The following is a 15,043-nucleotide window of genomic DNA, read 5'->3' as shown; positions in this document are numbered from 1 at the left end:
AGGTGAAAGACTGGGACGGATAGCACCGCCCGGACAGCAGGGAGAGATCATATGCGCGAGAACGAACACATCGAATGCTGGCTGACTGACATGGATGGCGTCCTCGTCCACGAGAATCAGGCCATCCCGGGTGCTGCTGACCTGATTGACCGCTGGGTGACCACCTCCAAACGGTTCCTGGTGCTCACTAATAACTCGATCTACACCCCGCGTGACCTGGCAGCCCGGCTCAAGGCGTCGGGCCTGGAAATCCCGGAAGAGAACCTGTGGACCTCGGCCCTCGCCACCGCGCAGTTCCTGAAAGAACAGCTGCCGGGCGGACGCGCCTATGTTATCGGTGAGGCTGGTTTAACGACGGCGTTGCATAACGCGGGTTTTGTGCTCACCGATCAGCACCCCGACTACGTGGTCCTCGGCGAGACCCGCACCTACTCGTTCGAGGCCATCACCAAGGCGATCCGGCTGGTGGAAGGCGGAGCCCGGTTCATCGCGACCAACCCCGACGTGACCGGACCGTCCAAGGAAGGTCCGCTGCCTGCTACCGGGGCCGTGGCGGCGCTGATCACCGCTGCCACCAGCCGTGTCCCCTACATTGTGGGTAAGCCCAATCCGATGATGTTCAGGTCGGCGATGAACCAAATTGACGCTCACTCCGAGACGACGGCGATGATCGGGGACCGGATGGACACTGACATCATCGCGGGGATGGAAGCCGGGTTGCACACGGTGCTGGTGCTGACCGGGATCACCCAGCGTGCCGATATTGACGCCTATCCCTTCCGGCCGGCACAGATCATGGACTCGGTGGCTGACCTCATCGACCAGGTGTAGCCGGTGCCGGGAATTCTGAACCTTCGCGACATCGCTGAGCTCACCGCCGCCGATCCCCAGGCGCCGGTACCCGGACTGGTGTTCCGCTCCAGTCAGCCCTTCGGCTGGGATCGTGATGCAATCATGGGCTTCCTCAGGGGCAAGGGGATTGAGACGATCGTTGACCTGCGGAGCAACCGCGAGGCCACCATGGTGCCGTGGCTGGTGGCGGCGGACGCCGGGATCGACGTGGTCACTGCGCCGCTCGACCCGTCCGAGGCGAACCCCGCCTCCACCTTTGACCTACTGACCGCAGAGGACCTGGGAAACCATTACGTCGGCTGGTTGCATAGCCGCCCCGAAGTGGTGGTCAGCGCTCTGGCGCCGATCGCGGCGGGCCGGACCACGCTGGTGCACTGCGCGGCGGGTAAGGATCGGACGGGGGTGATCACCGCCGTCGTCCTTCTGGTGGCGGGGGTCTCCGATGACCTGATCATCCAGGACTACGCCCACACCACGGGGGCCCTCCCGCTGATCCTGCCGGCGCTCGCGAAGCTCTGGGTGGGGAACGCCCCGGCGGGGGCGGACCGGATTTCGTTTGAAAACCCGCCGGTCATCCTCACCTCCCCGGCCGCCGCCATGGCGACGTTCATCGATGGGCTGCGCCGGGAGTTCGGGACCGTTGACGCCTTCCTGACGGGTGCCGGCATGGACCGCGCCGACCTAGCGCAGCTGCGGCGGACACTCAGTGGTCAGTAGACGGTCCTAAGGAACCCGCCGCGCGGAAGCGGGAGAAACTCATCCTGCAGTGCCACCACGATGCTCTGGTAGATCAGCGGGTTCCACTGCGGGCTGGCGTGGGCCGGAAGCGCCCCCTCGGTCACGTAGTCAGCCGACACCAGATTGTCGGGGAACGCCTCCGCCCAGCCCGGCCGGGTGGTCGAGTAGTTGACAGTGCCGTCGTTGGGATTCCCGATGAACGCGATCTGGGTATCGCCGAGGGTCCCCTGAAACCGGGTGACGTTGTAGTGGTAGATGTAGGACGATTGCGACTGGATCAGCACGCTGGACGGCGCGAGCGGGGACAGCTGTTCGAGGGTCTGGTTGAGGATCTGCTGCCAGGAGCGCTCATCCTTGTTGACGATTCGCTCCCCGAGCTCGTAGCCGCCCCGCAACACGGTCGGCACCCGGTAGCCGGCGTCGTACAGGAACACCACGCCCTCGAAAACCGCCTGGTCCAGCACATCGGTGCGGGAGTGCGGACTGGAATCAAGGATGATCAGCTCCACGTTGATGCCGAGGCCGCGCAGCTGCGACGCCACCTCAACAGCCACCATTCCGCCGAAACTGTGCCCGTAGAAATACAAGGTTTCCACCTGGAAGATCCGCACGTACCGGTTCAGCGCCGCAACGATGGTGGCGACATTGAGCCCGCGGTTGGAATATCCCAGCACGGAAATCTGCCCGCGCTGGCTGAGAGCGGGCTGCAGCGAATTAGCAATCCAGCCGCCCTCCTCCCAACCGGTTTTGTAGCCGGGGAAAATGATCCAGCGGGCTCGCGGGAACCGCCGCGCCGCCTCGTCGTCCTTGACGGGCAGGATTTGCAGTTCTTCGCGTTCCTCCTGAATTCGCCGGGTCAGGAACAGATCGGCAGCCAGCGTGAGGCCGAACCCCGAGCCAATCAGGAATGACCGGCGGGACATCCCCTTGACCCCGTGCGCATAGCGAAGCAGCCGCTCGGAATCGTCAGTCATGGGTGTGAGGGGGCGCTAGCCCAAACCGAGCTCGTCTTTGCCGAACGCGTAAAGGTACGGCACACCCGCTTCGGACTCGATCCGCTCCTTCGAGCCGGTGTCCCGGTCAACGATCACTGCCACCGCCTGCACCAGGCCGCCCGCCCGCCGGACACCCTCCACAGCGGTCAGCGCCGAGCCACCGGTGGTCGAGGTATCTTCGAGCACGACGACGGGCCGGCCGGCAACATCGGGGCCTTCCACCTGGCGGGCCATGCCGTGGGTCTTTTGGGTCTTGCGCACCACGAACGCGTCAATGCCGCGGTTGTCGCGGGCCGCGGCGTGCATGACGGCCGTACCCACGGGGTCGGCGCCCATGGTCAGACCGCCAGCGCTTTCGAAGGTAATGCCGGCGTCGTCGAGAAGCTCCAGCATGACCACGCCCACCAGCTGCGAGGCTTCATGGTGGAGGGTGATCCGGCGGAGGTCGATGTAGTAATCGGCATCCTTCCCACTGGACAAAGTGACCTTCTCATGCACGATGGCCAGGTCCTGGATGAGTTCGCGCAGGCGGTCTCGGGCGACGGTAGCTGTCATGGATGCAATCCTAATGGCTCGACCAGCAGCGACATGCGAGGGCCAGTTCGGTAGGCTCGGACACAAACTGGAGGGAGCGCTATGATCCGGCGAGACGAAGCCACTCAAGAATGGCCGAAACTTTTGGTGGCCGATTGGTCTGACACGCGGGACACCCTGCACCTGTGGACCCAGATCATCGGCAAGATCCGGCTTGCACACGCGCCGCTCGTCAATCATTGGTGGCAGGTCACCCTGTATGTCAGCGCCCGCGGGTTGACTACGTCAACAATCCCCTACCGGGACACGGTTTTTGACATTGAGTTCGACTTTCACGATCACCGGCTGCGCATCCGCAGCGGCGATGGGCAGACACGGGAACTGGCGCTGGCGCCCATGCCGATGAAGGACTTTTACTCCTGGGTCATGGGAGCCCTCGCGGACTTGGGTATCGACATCGACATTCAATCCCGGCCAAACGAGGTGGACCCCTCAATTCCTTTCCCCGAAGACACAGCACACGCCTCCTACGATCCAGTCTCCGCCCACCTGTTCTGGCGCCAACTCGTCCAGGCGGACCGGGTGATAAACGCGTTTCGAGCCCACTTCACGGGCAAGGTCAGCCCAGTCCACTTCTTCTGGGGCGCCATGGATCTGGCCTGCACGCGATTTTCCGGCAGGGACGCCCCCGTCCATCCCGGGGGTGCACCAAACTGCGGCGATTGGGTGATGGAGGAGGGCTACTCGAAGGAACTGAGCAGTTGCGGATTCTGGCCCGGTGGCGGCGAAGAGGGTGCATTTTATGCGTACGCCTACCCCGAGCCGGCGGGCTTTGCCGACCGGTCTCCCGGTCCGGCGGGGGCGTTCTATTCACCAGGGAACGGACAGTTTTTGCTGCCCTACGAAGTGGTCCGCTCGGCGACCGATCCCGACCATGTGCTCCTTGAGTTTCTACAGGCCACCTATGTGGCAGCGGCGACGACCGGTCACTGGGACAGGGCCCGGCTGGAGACCGATCCGGCACGGTGGGACCGACGCGGCACGGTGACTACGACCCGTCGTGAAGGCAGCTAACGTGTGCCCGGTTGCCGGGATTGTCCCTCTCGTGCTGGGTGCTGGCCAGTTTGACTACCGCACCGCTCCAGGGAAGTTTCCCTGTACGCCATTTCTTGAAGGAGACCCCCGATGACCATCCCCGCCCCGGCAGCAGCTGCCGTGCCCGGCACGCTCGGGGTGGCCGTTCTCGGCTACTCCTTCATGGGGAAGGCGCATTCCAACGCCTGGCGCAACGTGAATGCTTTTTACCCGACGCCGCGCGTGACCCAGCAGCTCCTCGTGGGGCGGGACGCCAGCCACGTGGCCGACGCCGCCACCCAGTTTGGCTGGGCCGAAAGTTCGACTGACTGGCGGGAGGTGCTCGAACGCGACGACATCCAGCTCGTCGACATCTGCACCCCCGGGCAGCTCCACGCCGAGCTGGCTATTGCCGCGCTGAACGCCGGCAAGCACGTCATCGTGGAGAAACCGCTGGCCAACTCGGTGACGGAAGCCGAGCAGATGGTCGCCGCCGCAGTCGATGCGCGGACCCGCGGCATCCAGTCAATGGTCGGCTTCAACTACCGCCGACTTCCCGCGCTTGCCCTGGCGCGCTCCCTGATTTCTGACGGGCGCGTGGGGGACGTCCGTCAGATTCGCGTGAGTTACCTGCAGGACTGGCTCGCCGACGAGCGCGCGGCCATGAGCTGGCGGCTGCGTAAGGCATCCGCCGGCTCAGGCGCGCTGGGCGACCTGGCGTCGCACGCCGTCGATCAGGTGGCTTTCCTGCTCGACGACTCGGTGACCTCGGTATCCGGCACGGTCAACACGTTTGTGACCGAACGTCACGGCCCGGACGGTCTTGAGCCGGTCACCGTCGACGACGCCGCCTGGGCCACCCTGCGCCTCGCGTCTGGCGCCGTCGCCAGTCTGGAAGTCTCCCGGTTCGCCACCGGCCGCAAGAACTCGCTGCAGATTGAGGTCTACGGTTCCCGTGGTGGGCTGCGCTTCGATCTTGAGCACCTCAACGAGCTGCGATACTTCGATAGCGCCACGCCCACCGAGCTGCAGGGTTACAGCACCATCCTGGTCACGGAGCCTTCCCACCCGTACCTTGGAGCGTGGTGGCCCGCCGGGCACACCCTCGGCTGGGACCACACTTTCACCAGCCAGGCAGCCGACTTCCTCACCGCCATCGACGAGGGGACCCCGCCGTCGCCGTCGTTCGAGGACGGGTTGGCGACCCAGCGGGTGCTGGCCGCGTTGGAAGCCAGCGCCGCCCGGACGGGCACCGCCGTCGCGCCCGTCTGAAAGATCCGCTGCCCTGAAGACCCACCGCCTGAAAGACCCACCGCACGCAGGAGGAACCCATGGAACTGTCTGTCCAGCTGTACACCGTCCGCGATTCGCTTGAGGCCGATCTCGATGGCACCATCGACCGGATCGCGGCGATGGGCTTCACCAACGTCGAACCGTACAACTTTGCTGCCGACCCGGGCCCGCTGGCCGCAGCACTGCAACGCAACGGCCTGTCGGCACCGTCCGGTCATGCTCCGCTGCTCTCCACGGATCAGGCCGCCATTTTTGAGGCCGCCCGCACCCTCGGAATGCGGACGGTGATCGACCCTTTCGTAGATCCACTGCGCTGGACATCGGTCGACGACATCGCCAGGACCGCCGGTCAGCTCAACGAGGCGGCAGCGCTCGCCGCCGGGTACGGCCTCCGGGTGGGATATCACAACCACTGGTTTGAGGTGGAGACAGATTTCGATGGTCGCACCGGTCTTGAGGTCCTGGCCGAGCACCTCCACCCCTCAGTGGTCCTGGAGGTGGACACCTACTGGGTGGCCGTCGGCGGTCAGGATCCCGCGGGGCTGCTGGGCCGGTTGGGCGAGAGGGTCCGGCTGATCCACATCAAGGACGGCGCAGTCGACAGGGACAACACGTCGCAGGTCGCGGTCGGCGCCGGGCGGATGGACATCGACGCCGTGCTGGGGGCGGCGTCGACGGTGGAAACGGCTGTTGTTGAACTCGACGACAGCGCCGGCGACCTGTTTGAGGCGATCGAGGACAGCCGCCGGTTCCTGCTCTCCCGGACCGGCGCGTGAGGGGACCGGTCGGCGTCGGCGTGATCGGCGCCGGCGTCATCAGCAAGGAATACCTGACCAACCTCACCGCGTTCCCTGATCTCCACGTCCACATTGTGGCTGACCTTTTCGAGGATGCGGCACGCGCCCGGGCAGCCGAGTTTGGCGTTGGGCTCTCGGGAAGCGTTGACGATGCCCTGTCCCACCCGGACGTGGAAATTGTGGTCAATCTGACCACTCCCGCCGCGCACGTGCCGGTGGCCCTCGCCGCCGTGGCGGCCGGCAAGCACGTCTGGTCCGAGAAACCCTTCTCCCTGGACCGGGGCACGGGAATGGAACTGCTCGCCGCCGCCGCCGCGGCAGGGGTTCGATTGGGCTGCGCCCCCGATACTTTCCTCGGCGCCGGCTTGCAGACCGGGCTGCGCAGCATCCGGCGCGGCGATATTGGCACTCCCCTGACCGCGTTAACGCTGATGCAGTCGCCCGGCCCGGAATCCTGGCACCCCAATCCCGCTTTCCTCTTCCAGGAAGGGGCCGGGCCGCTATTCGACATCGGTCCCTACTACCTGACCACCCTGGTGCAGGCCTTCGGTTCGATCCGGCGGGTCGCCGCCGTCGGCTCCCGGTCGCGGGACACCCGGGTGATCGGCTCCGGACCGAAGGCTGGCGAAACGTTTGAGGTGTCGGTTCCCACCCACGTCAGCGCGCTGGTGGAGTACGACGGTGGCCAGTCGTCGCAGAGCATCTTCAGCTTCGACTCGCCCCGCCCGCGGACCGGTTTCCTGGAAATCACCGGGACCGATGCCACAATCGCGTTCCCCGATCCGAACGAGTTCTTCGGAGATGTCCGGGTGCACCGACACGGCGCCGACGACTGGGAAGTCCTTCCGGCCGTCGGGTCGGTCTTCAGCAGAGGCTCCGGCGTCCTGGAGATGGCGCGGTCCATCCGCGCGGGCCAGCCACACCGTGCCCAGGGTGCAACGGGCTTCCACATCCTCGATGCGATGGCGGCGATCACCGAATCAGTCGACACGGGCGCGTTTGTGCCGGTGACCAGTTCAGCAGCAGCATTGGACCCCCTTCCCGAGGACTGGGATCCTACCCAGCTCACCCTTTCCTAGGAGCTAACCCATGGCACGCAACTACACCCTGTTCACCGGCCAGTGGGCAGACCTGCCCTTCGAGGAAGTGGCACGCCTGGCAGGCGAGTGGGGCTACGACGGCCTGGAAATCGCTGTCTCCGGGGACCATCTTGATGCGTGGCGCTGGGACGATGATGACTACATCGCCGGGCGACTGGCGATTCTGGAACGCCACGGCCTGAAAGTGTGGGCCATCTCCAACCACCTCAAGGGTCAGGCCGTATGCGATGACCCTATCGACTTCAGGCACCAGGCCATCGTGGGCCCCCGGGTCTGGGGGAATGGCGAGCCCGACGGCGTCAGGGCCCGCGCGTCCGAAGAAATGAAGCTCACCGCCCGGCTGGCACGGAAGCTCGGGGTGAAGACCGTGGTGGGATTCACCGGGTCCTCCATCTGGCAGTACGTGGCGATGTTCCCGCCGGTGTCCCAGGACGTGATTGACGCCGGGTACCAGGACTTCGCCGACCGCTGGAACCCTATCTTCGACGTGTTCGACGAGTGCGGGGTCAGGTTCGCCCACGAGGTGCACCCCTCCGAGATTGCCTACGACTACTGGTCAACGCAGCGCGCCCTGGAAGCCATCGGGCACCGGCCGGCCTTCGGCCTGAACTGGGATCCCAGCCATTTCATGTGGCAGCAGATCGATCCGGTGGCGTTCATTTCCGACTTCGCCGACCGGATCTATCACGTCGACTGCAAGGACACGAAGCTGCGGATGGGCGGCGGCCGTAACGGCATCCTGTCCTCGCATCTGCCCTGGGGCGATCCCCGCCGCGGCTGGGACTTCGTCTCCACCGGCCGGGGGGATGTGCCGTGGGAGGACAGCTTCAGGGCGCTCACCAGCATAGGGTACGACGGGCCCATCTCAATTGAGTGGGAGGACGCCGGGATGGACCGGTTACAGGGCGCACCGGAGGCGCTGGCCTTCCTCAAGCAGTTCGACTTCAGCCCCTCCGGGGGCTCCTTCGACGCGGCCTTCACGCAGCAGCGGACTTCCTTCCAGTGACGCTGCCCCCATGGCGGCAGGATCGTGGGAGTCGTGGGATTTGGCGTAACGCACCGGAAACGCCCCCGTAGTAGCCTTTTCCCATGCGCGAGAACCAAGCCAGCATCATCGAGGAAATGGGCGTGCGGCCCACCATCGACCCTGCAGCGGAGATCCGGGGCCGGGTCACCTTTCTGAAGGACTACCTCAAGGCCACAGGCACCAACGGCTTTATCCTCGGGATCAGCGGTGGTGTGGACTCGTCCCTGGCGGGCAGGCTCGCGCAGCTCGCTGTGACCGAACTCGCCGATGAGGGGGTCGACGCCGATTTCGTCGCCGTCCGCCTCCCCTACCGCGAGCAACACGACGAGGACGACGCGCAGGCAGCCCTGGAGTTCATCAAGCCGAAAAGCCAGCGCACCTTCAATGTCGCTGCGGCGGTCGACGGTTTCGAAGCCGAATACTCGAACGCCACGGGCGAAGACATCTCCGATTTCACCAAGGGCAACATCAAGGCCAGGGCCCGGATGATCGCCCAGTACGCCCTCGCCGGCCAACACAACCTCCTGGTGATCGGCACCGATCACGGCGCGGAATCGGTCACCGGGTTCTTCACCAAGTACGGCGACGGCGGCGCTGACATCCTGCCCCTGTTTGGCCTGAACAAGCGTCAGAACCGGGCACTGCTCAGGGAGCTCGGAGCCCCGGAGCAGATCTACGCCAAGATACCGACGGCCGACCTCCTCGATCATCAGCCCGGCCGCGCCGACGAGCATGAACTTGGCATCACCTACGACCAGATCGACGACTATCTGGAAGGCAGGGAGATCGACGAGTCGGCCGCCCTTGCCATCGAACGCCGCCACACCATCACCCGGCACAAGCGGACCGTCCCGGTTACCATCCTCGACACCTGGTGGCGGGGCTGACGCCCAGGACATTGGTAACGTGTTCCCTGTGAAGATTGCCACCTGGAACGTCAATTCCCTCCGAGCCCGCGCGGACCGCGTCGAAGCCTGGCTTGCCCGCTCCGACGTCGATGTCCTGACCATCCAGGAAACCAAATGCAAGGACGAGAACTTTCCCTGGGAACTCTTCGAGGCCAACGGCTACGAGGTAGCCCACTTCGGCCTCAGCCAGTGGAACGGCGTCGCCATCGCCTCCCGGGTGGGGCTCGACGACGTCGAACGCACCTTTGAGGGCCAGCCCCTGTTCGGAAAGGACGCCGAACCGATCCAGGAAGCCCGTGCCATCGGCGCCACCTGTGGCGGGGTGCGGGTCTGGAGCCTGTACGTCCCCAACGGGCGTTCCCTCGACGATCCGCATATGCAGTACAAGATCGACTGGTTGGACACCCTGCGGGAGAAGGCCCTCGGCTGGGTCGAAGCCGACCCCACGGCGCAGATCGCCCTGACCGGTGACTGGAATATCGCACCCCAGGATGAGGATGTCTGGGACATCGACCTGTTCCAGCGGGAGGGGTACACCCACGTCAGCCCCCCGGAACGTGCGGCGTTCCATGCGTTCGAGAACTCAGGCTTCACCGACGTCGCCCGACCACACACGCCGGGACCCGGCGTCTACACCTATTGGGACTACAAGCAGCTGAGCTTCCCCAAGAAAATGGGGATGCGTATCGACTTTGTGCTCGCGTCGCCGGCGCTAACCGAGCGTGTGACCGGCGCGTCGATCGACCGTGAGGAACGCAAAGGCAAAGGCGCCTCCGACCATGCCCCGGTCATTGTGGAGCTGGGATAGCTGATGGCGGGCATCGGTCCGGCCGCCACGGGCCACTTCCCCTACGTGTCATTTCTTAGGGTTTTCGAACCGCTCGAAGCGTTCAGCGACGCCCAGCAACTGGTGATTCTCGAACAGCGCTCACGCGACCGCAAGGACACCGAAAGAATTGAGCGCAGCAACTCGCTGCAACGGATCCTGCGGCCAGTCTCGGACCCGTTCCCCCACCACGGCACCGATCTGGTCCGGGTCCTGCACTTCCCCGGTACCAACGGCATCACCGCCCAGTATTACTGCCCCAACCAGCTGGCGGTCCGCACGTCCCTGGCCGCCGAATCGCTGGGCCAGACCATCCGCGGCCCCCTGGTCGACGTGCTGCTCCCGGAGGCGGCGACTGACGCGCATCAGGCACGACTCGACCCCGAAACAGTCGCCGAGACCACGGCCAAACTGCATACCCGGTCCGCCACCTGGGGAGTCCCTTTCTCCTGGTTCGTCCTGATTCACGAGGATGATCTGACCGAGGTGATCGAGGATGGCGGGAAGGTGCGCACCGTCAGGGTCGCCGCGGCAGCGCATCAGTGTATCGAACGGGCCAAACACGCGATGGCGTCCCTGGCGATCGCCGCGCCCGAGCTGGACCTGCTCGACGACCTGACCGACATTATCGAGTGGCTCCAGTTGTTCCGCCTCGATGCGGTGGTTGAACTGGACTACGGCCCGGTCGCCGATCTGGTCTTCCCCGATGAATCACCCATGGATGTCCGCATGGGCATTGAATGTCTCTCTGAAGGGGACATGACCGGAGCCGCTGCCTCGTATCGTCGGTTGGCCTCCCGCTGGATTCCAATCCGCCAGCTGGCCCGAGCCAGCTAGCCGGCAGTCCACCCCGCCCGGCGTGCACGCGTCGTGGTCGTCGCACGCATCGTCATCGTCGTCCGCTCGTCCGCCGTCGTGGTCGTCGTCGCCGTCGTGGTCGCCGTCGTGGTCTGCGATTCGGTGAGGAATCTAGACATCGGGGTGCGGAATATCGCTCACCAATCTCCAGGTCACCCCCGCCGGCCCAGATTGCTCACGAGAATGCGGGTGCGCTGGGACCCATTAGCCCCATCAGCCTCACCATCCCCTCTTTCCCCAGGTAAAGCCACCGGGAAGCCTGGTAACAGGTAGGGGAAGCCGACGACAGCGCTAGTTGATCCCGTCGACGGCGTAGGACACCTTCGTGAGACCCTTCTTGGACCTGATCTTGGTGATGGTTAGGGTGCCGATGTCGCTGACGTCCGCCACATGGGTGCCCCCGCACGGTACGCCGAAGTCGGCCGCGTACAGCACAATCCGCGCGGGCTTGTTGGTGGGAATGTTGTCCGGCACGTTCCGGCAGTACTCCCCCATGTCGGAGACTGGCATGAACCGGATCTCGTTGGTGCTGCCGGCGCCAACCACGCCCTGCGCGGCCTCCTGTAGCTGGGCGACGACGGCGTCGACCTCCTCGGGGGGCACAGCCGCGTTGTATTCGACGAACGCCATGTGTGGGTAGTGGGCTCCCTTGCCGGGAACCCATTGCAGGCCGAGTCGTTCCACGGCGAGGTCGACCACGTGGCCGGCAGAGTGCAACCGGGTGTTAACCATCCGCCTGGCGGCGTCCACCTCCAGTGACACCTCCTCCCCCACCGCGACTGAGCCGGTTCCGAGGTGGTGCACCACTCCCTCGGGATCCAGCCGGACCTCGTCCACAGCGAAGTCCCCAGCGGATCCACCCGCACCTCGGATGACACCGGTATCCCAGTCCTGGCCGCCGCCGCGGGGGTAGAAGCAGGTCCGATCCACGACGACGTCGGTCCGGCCGTCGTCGTCGGTGCTGACCGACAACACGCGTGCGCTGCCGGTCAGCACATCAAAATCGTTCAGGTAGATAAGTTCGGTAGCCATCAGCCGAGTCTATCTACCCGTTGCCCGGGAGGGCGGCGCTGTAGAGGTCCGGATGATCAACTTGTGGGGGCGCGGCGCGGGGGCGGCAGCCGGAGTCCCTCCTTCCAGCTCGGCGAGCAGGAGGTCAGCGGCATAGGCCCCCTGCTCCTCCGGGCTCTGCCGGATGGTCGTCAGACCCAGCGGGTCGGCGAATTCGTGGTCGTCGATTCCCACCACCGAGAGTTGACCAGGGATGCTGATGCCCAGCTCGGCCGCGGCGGTGATTACCCCGAACGCCATTTCGTCCGATGAACAGAACACCGCCGTAGGCCGGTCGGCCGGATCCTGCAGGAGGGTAAGGGCCGCCTCTTTGCCGCGCTTGAAACGAAAGTCCCCGAACAGCGACCATTCCGGCCGGACGGTCAGCCCATGCCTGGCCATAGTGGAAAGATATGCCTCCTCCCGGATGCGGGGCACCTCAAACTCGATGCCGTAGGAGCCCCCGCCCCGCAGGTGGGCGATTCTGGTGTGCCCCAGCTCGATCAGGTGCTCGACGGCGTCCCGGGCCGCAGCGGCGTCGTCAATGCCCACATGGCGGACCCCCTTGACTGATCCGCCCACCACGATGGTCGGCGACTCGAGCGCCTGCAACGATTGCAGCTCATCGTCGGTGAGCTCCATGCACATCACCAGGAGCGCATCAATGCGTTTGCGCAGGATGGAGCGGTGAAATACCCGTTGCCGGTTGACGCCCGACCCGCCCAGGCTGAACACCACCAGGTCATACCCGGCGACGCGAAGCTGGCGGTCCACCCCCTCCAAAACGGCAGAAAAGTACCAACGTTCAATTTGTGGCAGCAACACTCCCATCGCCATGGTTCGGCCGGACGCCAGACCAGACGCCGACGACGACGGCACGTAACCGAGCTCCTCCGCGGCACTCTGCACCCGTGACCGGGTACTGGCGGACACCCCGGGGAGCCCGCGCAGCGCCCGTGAAACGGTTGCCGTGGAGACACTGATTGACTTGGCGACGTCGTCAATGCTGGTCATTGCGGATCACCCCTTGAGGCCACCAGCTAGCAGGCCTCGGACAAAGTATCGCTGCAGCCCGAAGAAGACCAGGAGCGGCACGATCATGGAGACGAAGGCGCCAGCAGTGAGCCGATGCCATTCGCCACCGCGTGTACCGGTCAGTTCCGCCAGCCGCTGGGTGATGGGAGCGACATCGGGGGTACCACCGGAGAAGACCAGCGCGACCAGCAGGTCATTCCAGACCCAAAGGAACTGGAAGATCGCGTAGGAGGCTAGTGCGGGTACCGAAAGCGGGATGATGATGCGCCAGAAAATGGTCGCGTGACCCGCTCCATCTACTCGCGCGGCTTCGATTACTTCACCGGGTATTTCGGCGATGAAATTGTGCAGCAGGAAAATCGCGAGTGGCAGGGCGAAGATGCTGTGTGCAATCCACAGTTGGGCGTAGGATCCCGACGGCAGCAACTGAAAGTCACCAATTTGCAGATTCACAAACAGTCTCAGGAGGGGGATCAGCGCCATTTGCAGGGGAATGATCTGCAGAGCGAAAATAAACACGAACATCGTGTCTTTACCCCGAAACTTTCCCCAGGCGAACATGTAGGCCGCCATAGCGGCGATCACGAGCGGGATGATGGTGGCGGGAATAACGATGGCCAGCGAGTTCACGAAGTACTGGCCAAGGTTAGGCGACTGGCTCCCCCCGGAGACCAGCACATCCACGTAGTTATCAGCCGTGAACGCGCGATCTCCAAACACGTTCCACCAGCCGTTGCGCTGGATGTTCTCTTCAGGCCTGAAGGAGGAAATCAAAAGGCCAAGGGTGGGGATAGTCCACACGGTAGCGATGATGATCGCAGCAATCGTCGCGCCGCGGGACGTCAGCTTCTGCTTCACCCTGCGGGTAATGGGCGGCTGCGCCCCGGCCGGCGTTTCTGCGGGCTGAGCTGATGCGGGAACTGGGGGAATAGTCGGCGTCGAGCTCATCGGATCTGCCTCTGCTGCTTGAGTACGCGTGCGTTGTAAACGACCACCGGGAGCACCATCAGGAACAGAACGAGCGCCAGCGCAGCGCCACGACCCGGCTCGTTGGCTCTGAAGGCCTGGGTGTACATTTCGTTGGCGATCACCGAGGTGTCATAGTTTCCAGCGGTCATGGTGCGGACAATGTCGAAGACCTTCAAAGTGATGATCGTGATGGTGGTGACCACCACCACCAGCGCTCCTCGAATGGAGGGAATGGTGATGTCACGGAACTGCTGCCATGCTGACGCGCCATCCAGCCGGGCAGCCTCAACAATCTCCATAGGAATGCCCTTGATGGCGGCTGAGAGGATGACCATCGCAAAGCCCACCTGGATCCAAACCATCACTGCAATCATGAAAAAGGTATTGCCGGGTGCGTCGAGGAGGAACTGCTGGGGTTCGCCCCCAAACCAGACCAGAATCTGGTTCAGCAGGCCAATCTGTTCCTGCTCCGGACCTTTGTAGGCGTAGACGAACCGCCAGATAACGCCGGCACCTACCATCGAAATGGCCATGGGCATGAAGACCAGAGCCTTCAGGGTGCGCTCGCCCCTGGCTTTATCAATGAACACTGCATACACCAACCCGATACCGGACGCCAGAAGTGGCACCAGGATGACCCAGAGCACCGTGTTGCGGAGGGTGATCAGCGCAGTAGGTTCGGTGAACATCCAGACGAAGTTGTCGATGCCGTTGATGTTGCCGTCGCGGTCGGTGAAGGCCAGCACGGCCGTCTGGACTGCGGGCCAGATCATCCCGACGACCAGAAGGATCGCCGCGGGGGTGAGGAACCCAATGACTGTCACCTTGTCCCGGAACGACTTCGGCGCCCGATCAACGATGAGCATGATCAATCCGATAATGGCGGCAAAAATGGCTAGGGCCATCACCACCTGCAGGAACTTATTGCCAAGATCCTCCATTGCGCAGCCTCCTTGGTGCGATAAAGGTTGATGCAAAAATACGCTT

Annotated in this window: 17 protein-coding genes; 10 read left to right on the top strand and 7 right to left on the bottom strand. The window is 64.3% G+C overall.

The features are described 5' to 3' along the window. Positions 1–51 precede the first annotated feature (51 nt). Both ACX80O_RS02865 and ACX80O_RS02860 read left to right on the top strand, forming a co-directional pair. Entirely contained in the window at positions 52–831 is a 780-nt protein-coding gene (locus tag ACX80O_RS02865) for an HAD-IIA family hydrolase (RefSeq protein ID WP_459305948.1), read from the top strand. A 3-nt stretch (positions 832–834) separates the two neighbouring features. Continuing rightward, positions 835–1,569 carry a tyrosine-protein phosphatase gene (locus ACX80O_RS02860; protein ID WP_459332475.1) on the top strand — a complete coding sequence of 245 codons (735 nt, stop codon included), beginning with the start codon at positions 835–837 and terminating at the stop codon, positions 1,567–1,569. On the opposite strand, the gene ACX80O_RS02855 is transcribed toward ACX80O_RS02860, so the two are convergent. Both ACX80O_RS02855 and pyrE read right to left on the bottom strand, forming a co-directional pair. Then, positions 1,563–2,564, bottom strand: coding sequence for a thioesterase domain-containing protein (locus ACX80O_RS02855; protein WP_459305952.1), 1,002 nt, complete (start codon positions 2,562–2,564; stop codon positions 1,563–1,565). The two genes, ACX80O_RS02860 and ACX80O_RS02855, sit on opposite strands and share 7 nt — an antisense overlap. Before the next feature lie 15 nt (positions 2,565–2,579). Beyond that, positions 2,580–3,140, bottom strand: a complete 561-nt coding sequence (gene pyrE / locus ACX80O_RS02850) for an orotate phosphoribosyltransferase (RefSeq protein ID WP_459305954.1) — start codon at positions 3,138–3,140, stop codon at positions 2,580–2,582. 81 nt (positions 3,141–3,221) lie between these two features. Here pyrE and ACX80O_RS02845 point away from each other — a divergent pair, with 81 nt between their 5' ends. From ACX80O_RS02845 to ACX80O_RS02810, 8 genes are all read left to right on the top strand, one after another. Beyond that, complete coding sequence (locus ACX80O_RS02845; RefSeq protein WP_459332474.1) at positions 3,222–4,193, top strand: DUF5996 family protein; 972 nt, start codon at positions 3,222–3,224, stop codon at positions 4,191–4,193. A 111-nt stretch (positions 4,194–4,304) separates the two neighbouring features. Next, positions 4,305–5,465 carry a Gfo/Idh/MocA family protein gene (locus ACX80O_RS02840; RefSeq protein ID WP_459332473.1) on the top strand — a complete coding sequence of 387 codons (1,161 nt, stop codon included), beginning with the start codon at positions 4,305–4,307 and terminating at the stop codon, positions 5,463–5,465. 59 nt (positions 5,466–5,524) lie between these two features. Next, on the top strand, positions 5,525–6,262 hold the full coding sequence (locus tag ACX80O_RS02835; protein WP_459332472.1) for a sugar phosphate isomerase/epimerase family protein: 738 nt from the start codon (positions 5,525–5,527) through the stop codon (positions 6,260–6,262). After that, positions 6,259–7,362, top strand: a complete 1,104-nt coding sequence (locus tag ACX80O_RS02830; RefSeq protein ID WP_459332471.1) for a Gfo/Idh/MocA family protein — start codon at positions 6,259–6,261, stop codon at positions 7,360–7,362. Before ACX80O_RS02835 ends, ACX80O_RS02830 begins: the two co-directional genes overlap by 4 nt. Positions 7,363–7,372: 10 nt before the next feature. After that, a complete protein-coding gene (locus ACX80O_RS02825; protein ID WP_459332470.1) occupies positions 7,373–8,389 on the top strand; it encodes a sugar phosphate isomerase/epimerase family protein in 1,017 nt (338 codons plus the stop codon). Between the two features lie 83 nt (positions 8,390–8,472). Continuing rightward, entirely contained in the window at positions 8,473–9,297 is an 825-nt protein-coding gene (nadE, locus tag ACX80O_RS02820) for an NAD(+) synthase (protein ID WP_459332469.1), read from the top strand. A 28-nt stretch (positions 9,298–9,325) separates the two neighbouring features. Further along, on the top strand, positions 9,326–10,126 hold the full coding sequence (locus ACX80O_RS02815) for an exodeoxyribonuclease III (protein ID WP_459305966.1): 801 nt from the start codon (positions 9,326–9,328) through the stop codon (positions 10,124–10,126). Positions 10,127–10,129: 3 nt separating this feature from the next. Further along, positions 10,130–10,981 carry a DUF8083 family protein gene (locus ACX80O_RS02810; protein ID WP_459305968.1) on the top strand — a complete coding sequence of 284 codons (852 nt, stop codon included), beginning with the start codon at positions 10,130–10,132 and terminating at the stop codon, positions 10,979–10,981. Here ACX80O_RS02810 and ACX80O_RS02805 read toward each other — a convergent pair. The 5 genes from ACX80O_RS02805 to ACX80O_RS02785 form a co-directional block, all read right to left on the bottom strand. Beyond that, a complete protein-coding gene (locus tag ACX80O_RS02805; RefSeq protein ID WP_459332468.1) occupies positions 10,978–11,121 on the bottom strand; it encodes a hypothetical protein in 144 nt (47 codons plus the stop codon). The two genes, ACX80O_RS02810 and ACX80O_RS02805, sit on opposite strands and share 4 nt — an antisense overlap. 172 nt (positions 11,122–11,293) lie before the next feature. Further along, entirely contained in the window at positions 11,294–12,034 is a 741-nt protein-coding gene (locus ACX80O_RS02800; RefSeq protein ID WP_459332467.1) for an alanine--tRNA ligase-related protein, read from the bottom strand. A 9-nt stretch (positions 12,035–12,043) separates the two neighbouring features. Next, the gene (locus ACX80O_RS02795) at positions 12,044–13,066 is read right to left on the bottom strand and encodes a LacI family DNA-binding transcriptional regulator (protein ID WP_459332466.1); all 1,023 of its coding nucleotides are present in this window, start codon (positions 13,064–13,066) and stop codon (positions 12,044–12,046) included. Between the two features lie 6 nt (positions 13,067–13,072). Then, on the bottom strand, positions 13,073–14,035 hold the full coding sequence (locus tag ACX80O_RS02790; protein ID WP_459332465.1) for a carbohydrate ABC transporter permease: 963 nt from the start codon (positions 14,033–14,035) through the stop codon (positions 13,073–13,075). Then, a complete protein-coding gene (locus ACX80O_RS02785) occupies positions 14,032–14,997 on the bottom strand; it encodes a carbohydrate ABC transporter permease (RefSeq protein ID WP_459332464.1) in 966 nt (321 codons plus the stop codon). The genes ACX80O_RS02790 and ACX80O_RS02785 overlap by 4 nt, the downstream gene beginning before the upstream one ends. Positions 14,998–15,043 lie beyond the last annotated feature (46 nt).

It is taken from the genome of Arthrobacter glycogeni (assembly GCF_054511155.1).
Note: the sequence above shows the minus strand (reverse complement) of the source record. Positions and strands in the feature narration are given on the sequence as shown.

Coding starts and splice junctions, on each gene's coding strand:
- ACX80O_RS02865 (WP_459305948.1), top strand. CDS start 52: ATGCGCGAGAACGAACACATCGAATGCTGGCTGACTGACATGGATGGC.
- ACX80O_RS02855 (WP_459305952.1), bottom strand. CDS start 2,564: ATGACTGACGATTCCGAGCGGCTGCTTCGCTATGCGCACGGGGTCAAG.
- pyrE (WP_459305954.1), bottom strand. CDS start 3,140: ATGACAGCTACCGTCGCCCGAGACCGCCTGCGCGAACTCATCCAGGAC.
- ACX80O_RS02845 (WP_459332474.1), top strand. CDS start 3,222: ATGATCCGGCGAGACGAAGCCACTCAAGAATGGCCGAAACTTTTGGTG.
- ACX80O_RS02840 (WP_459332473.1), top strand. CDS start 4,305: ATGACCATCCCCGCCCCGGCAGCAGCTGCCGTGCCCGGCACGCTCGGG.
- ACX80O_RS02835 (WP_459332472.1), top strand. CDS start 5,525: ATGGAACTGTCTGTCCAGCTGTACACCGTCCGCGATTCGCTTGAGGCC.
- ACX80O_RS02825 (WP_459332470.1), top strand. CDS start 7,373: ATGGCACGCAACTACACCCTGTTCACCGGCCAGTGGGCAGACCTGCCC.
- nadE (WP_459332469.1), top strand. CDS start 8,473: ATGCGCGAGAACCAAGCCAGCATCATCGAGGAAATGGGCGTGCGGCCC.
- ACX80O_RS02810 (WP_459305968.1), top strand. CDS start 10,130: ATGGCGGGCATCGGTCCGGCCGCCACGGGCCACTTCCCCTACGTGTCA.
- ACX80O_RS02805 (WP_459332468.1), bottom strand. CDS start 11,121: ATGTCTAGATTCCTCACCGAATCGCAGACCACGACGGCGACCACGACG.
- ACX80O_RS02800 (WP_459332467.1), bottom strand. CDS start 12,034: ATGGCTACCGAACTTATCTACCTGAACGATTTTGATGTGCTGACCGGC.
- ACX80O_RS02795 (WP_459332466.1), bottom strand. CDS start 13,066: ATGACCAGCATTGACGACGTCGCCAAGTCAATCAGTGTCTCCACGGCA.
- ACX80O_RS02790 (WP_459332465.1), bottom strand. CDS start 14,035: ATGAGCTCGACGCCGACTATTCCCCCAGTTCCCGCATCAGCTCAGCCC.
- ACX80O_RS02785 (WP_459332464.1), bottom strand. CDS start 14,997: ATGGAGGATCTTGGCAATAAGTTCCTGCAGGTGGTGATGGCCCTAGCC.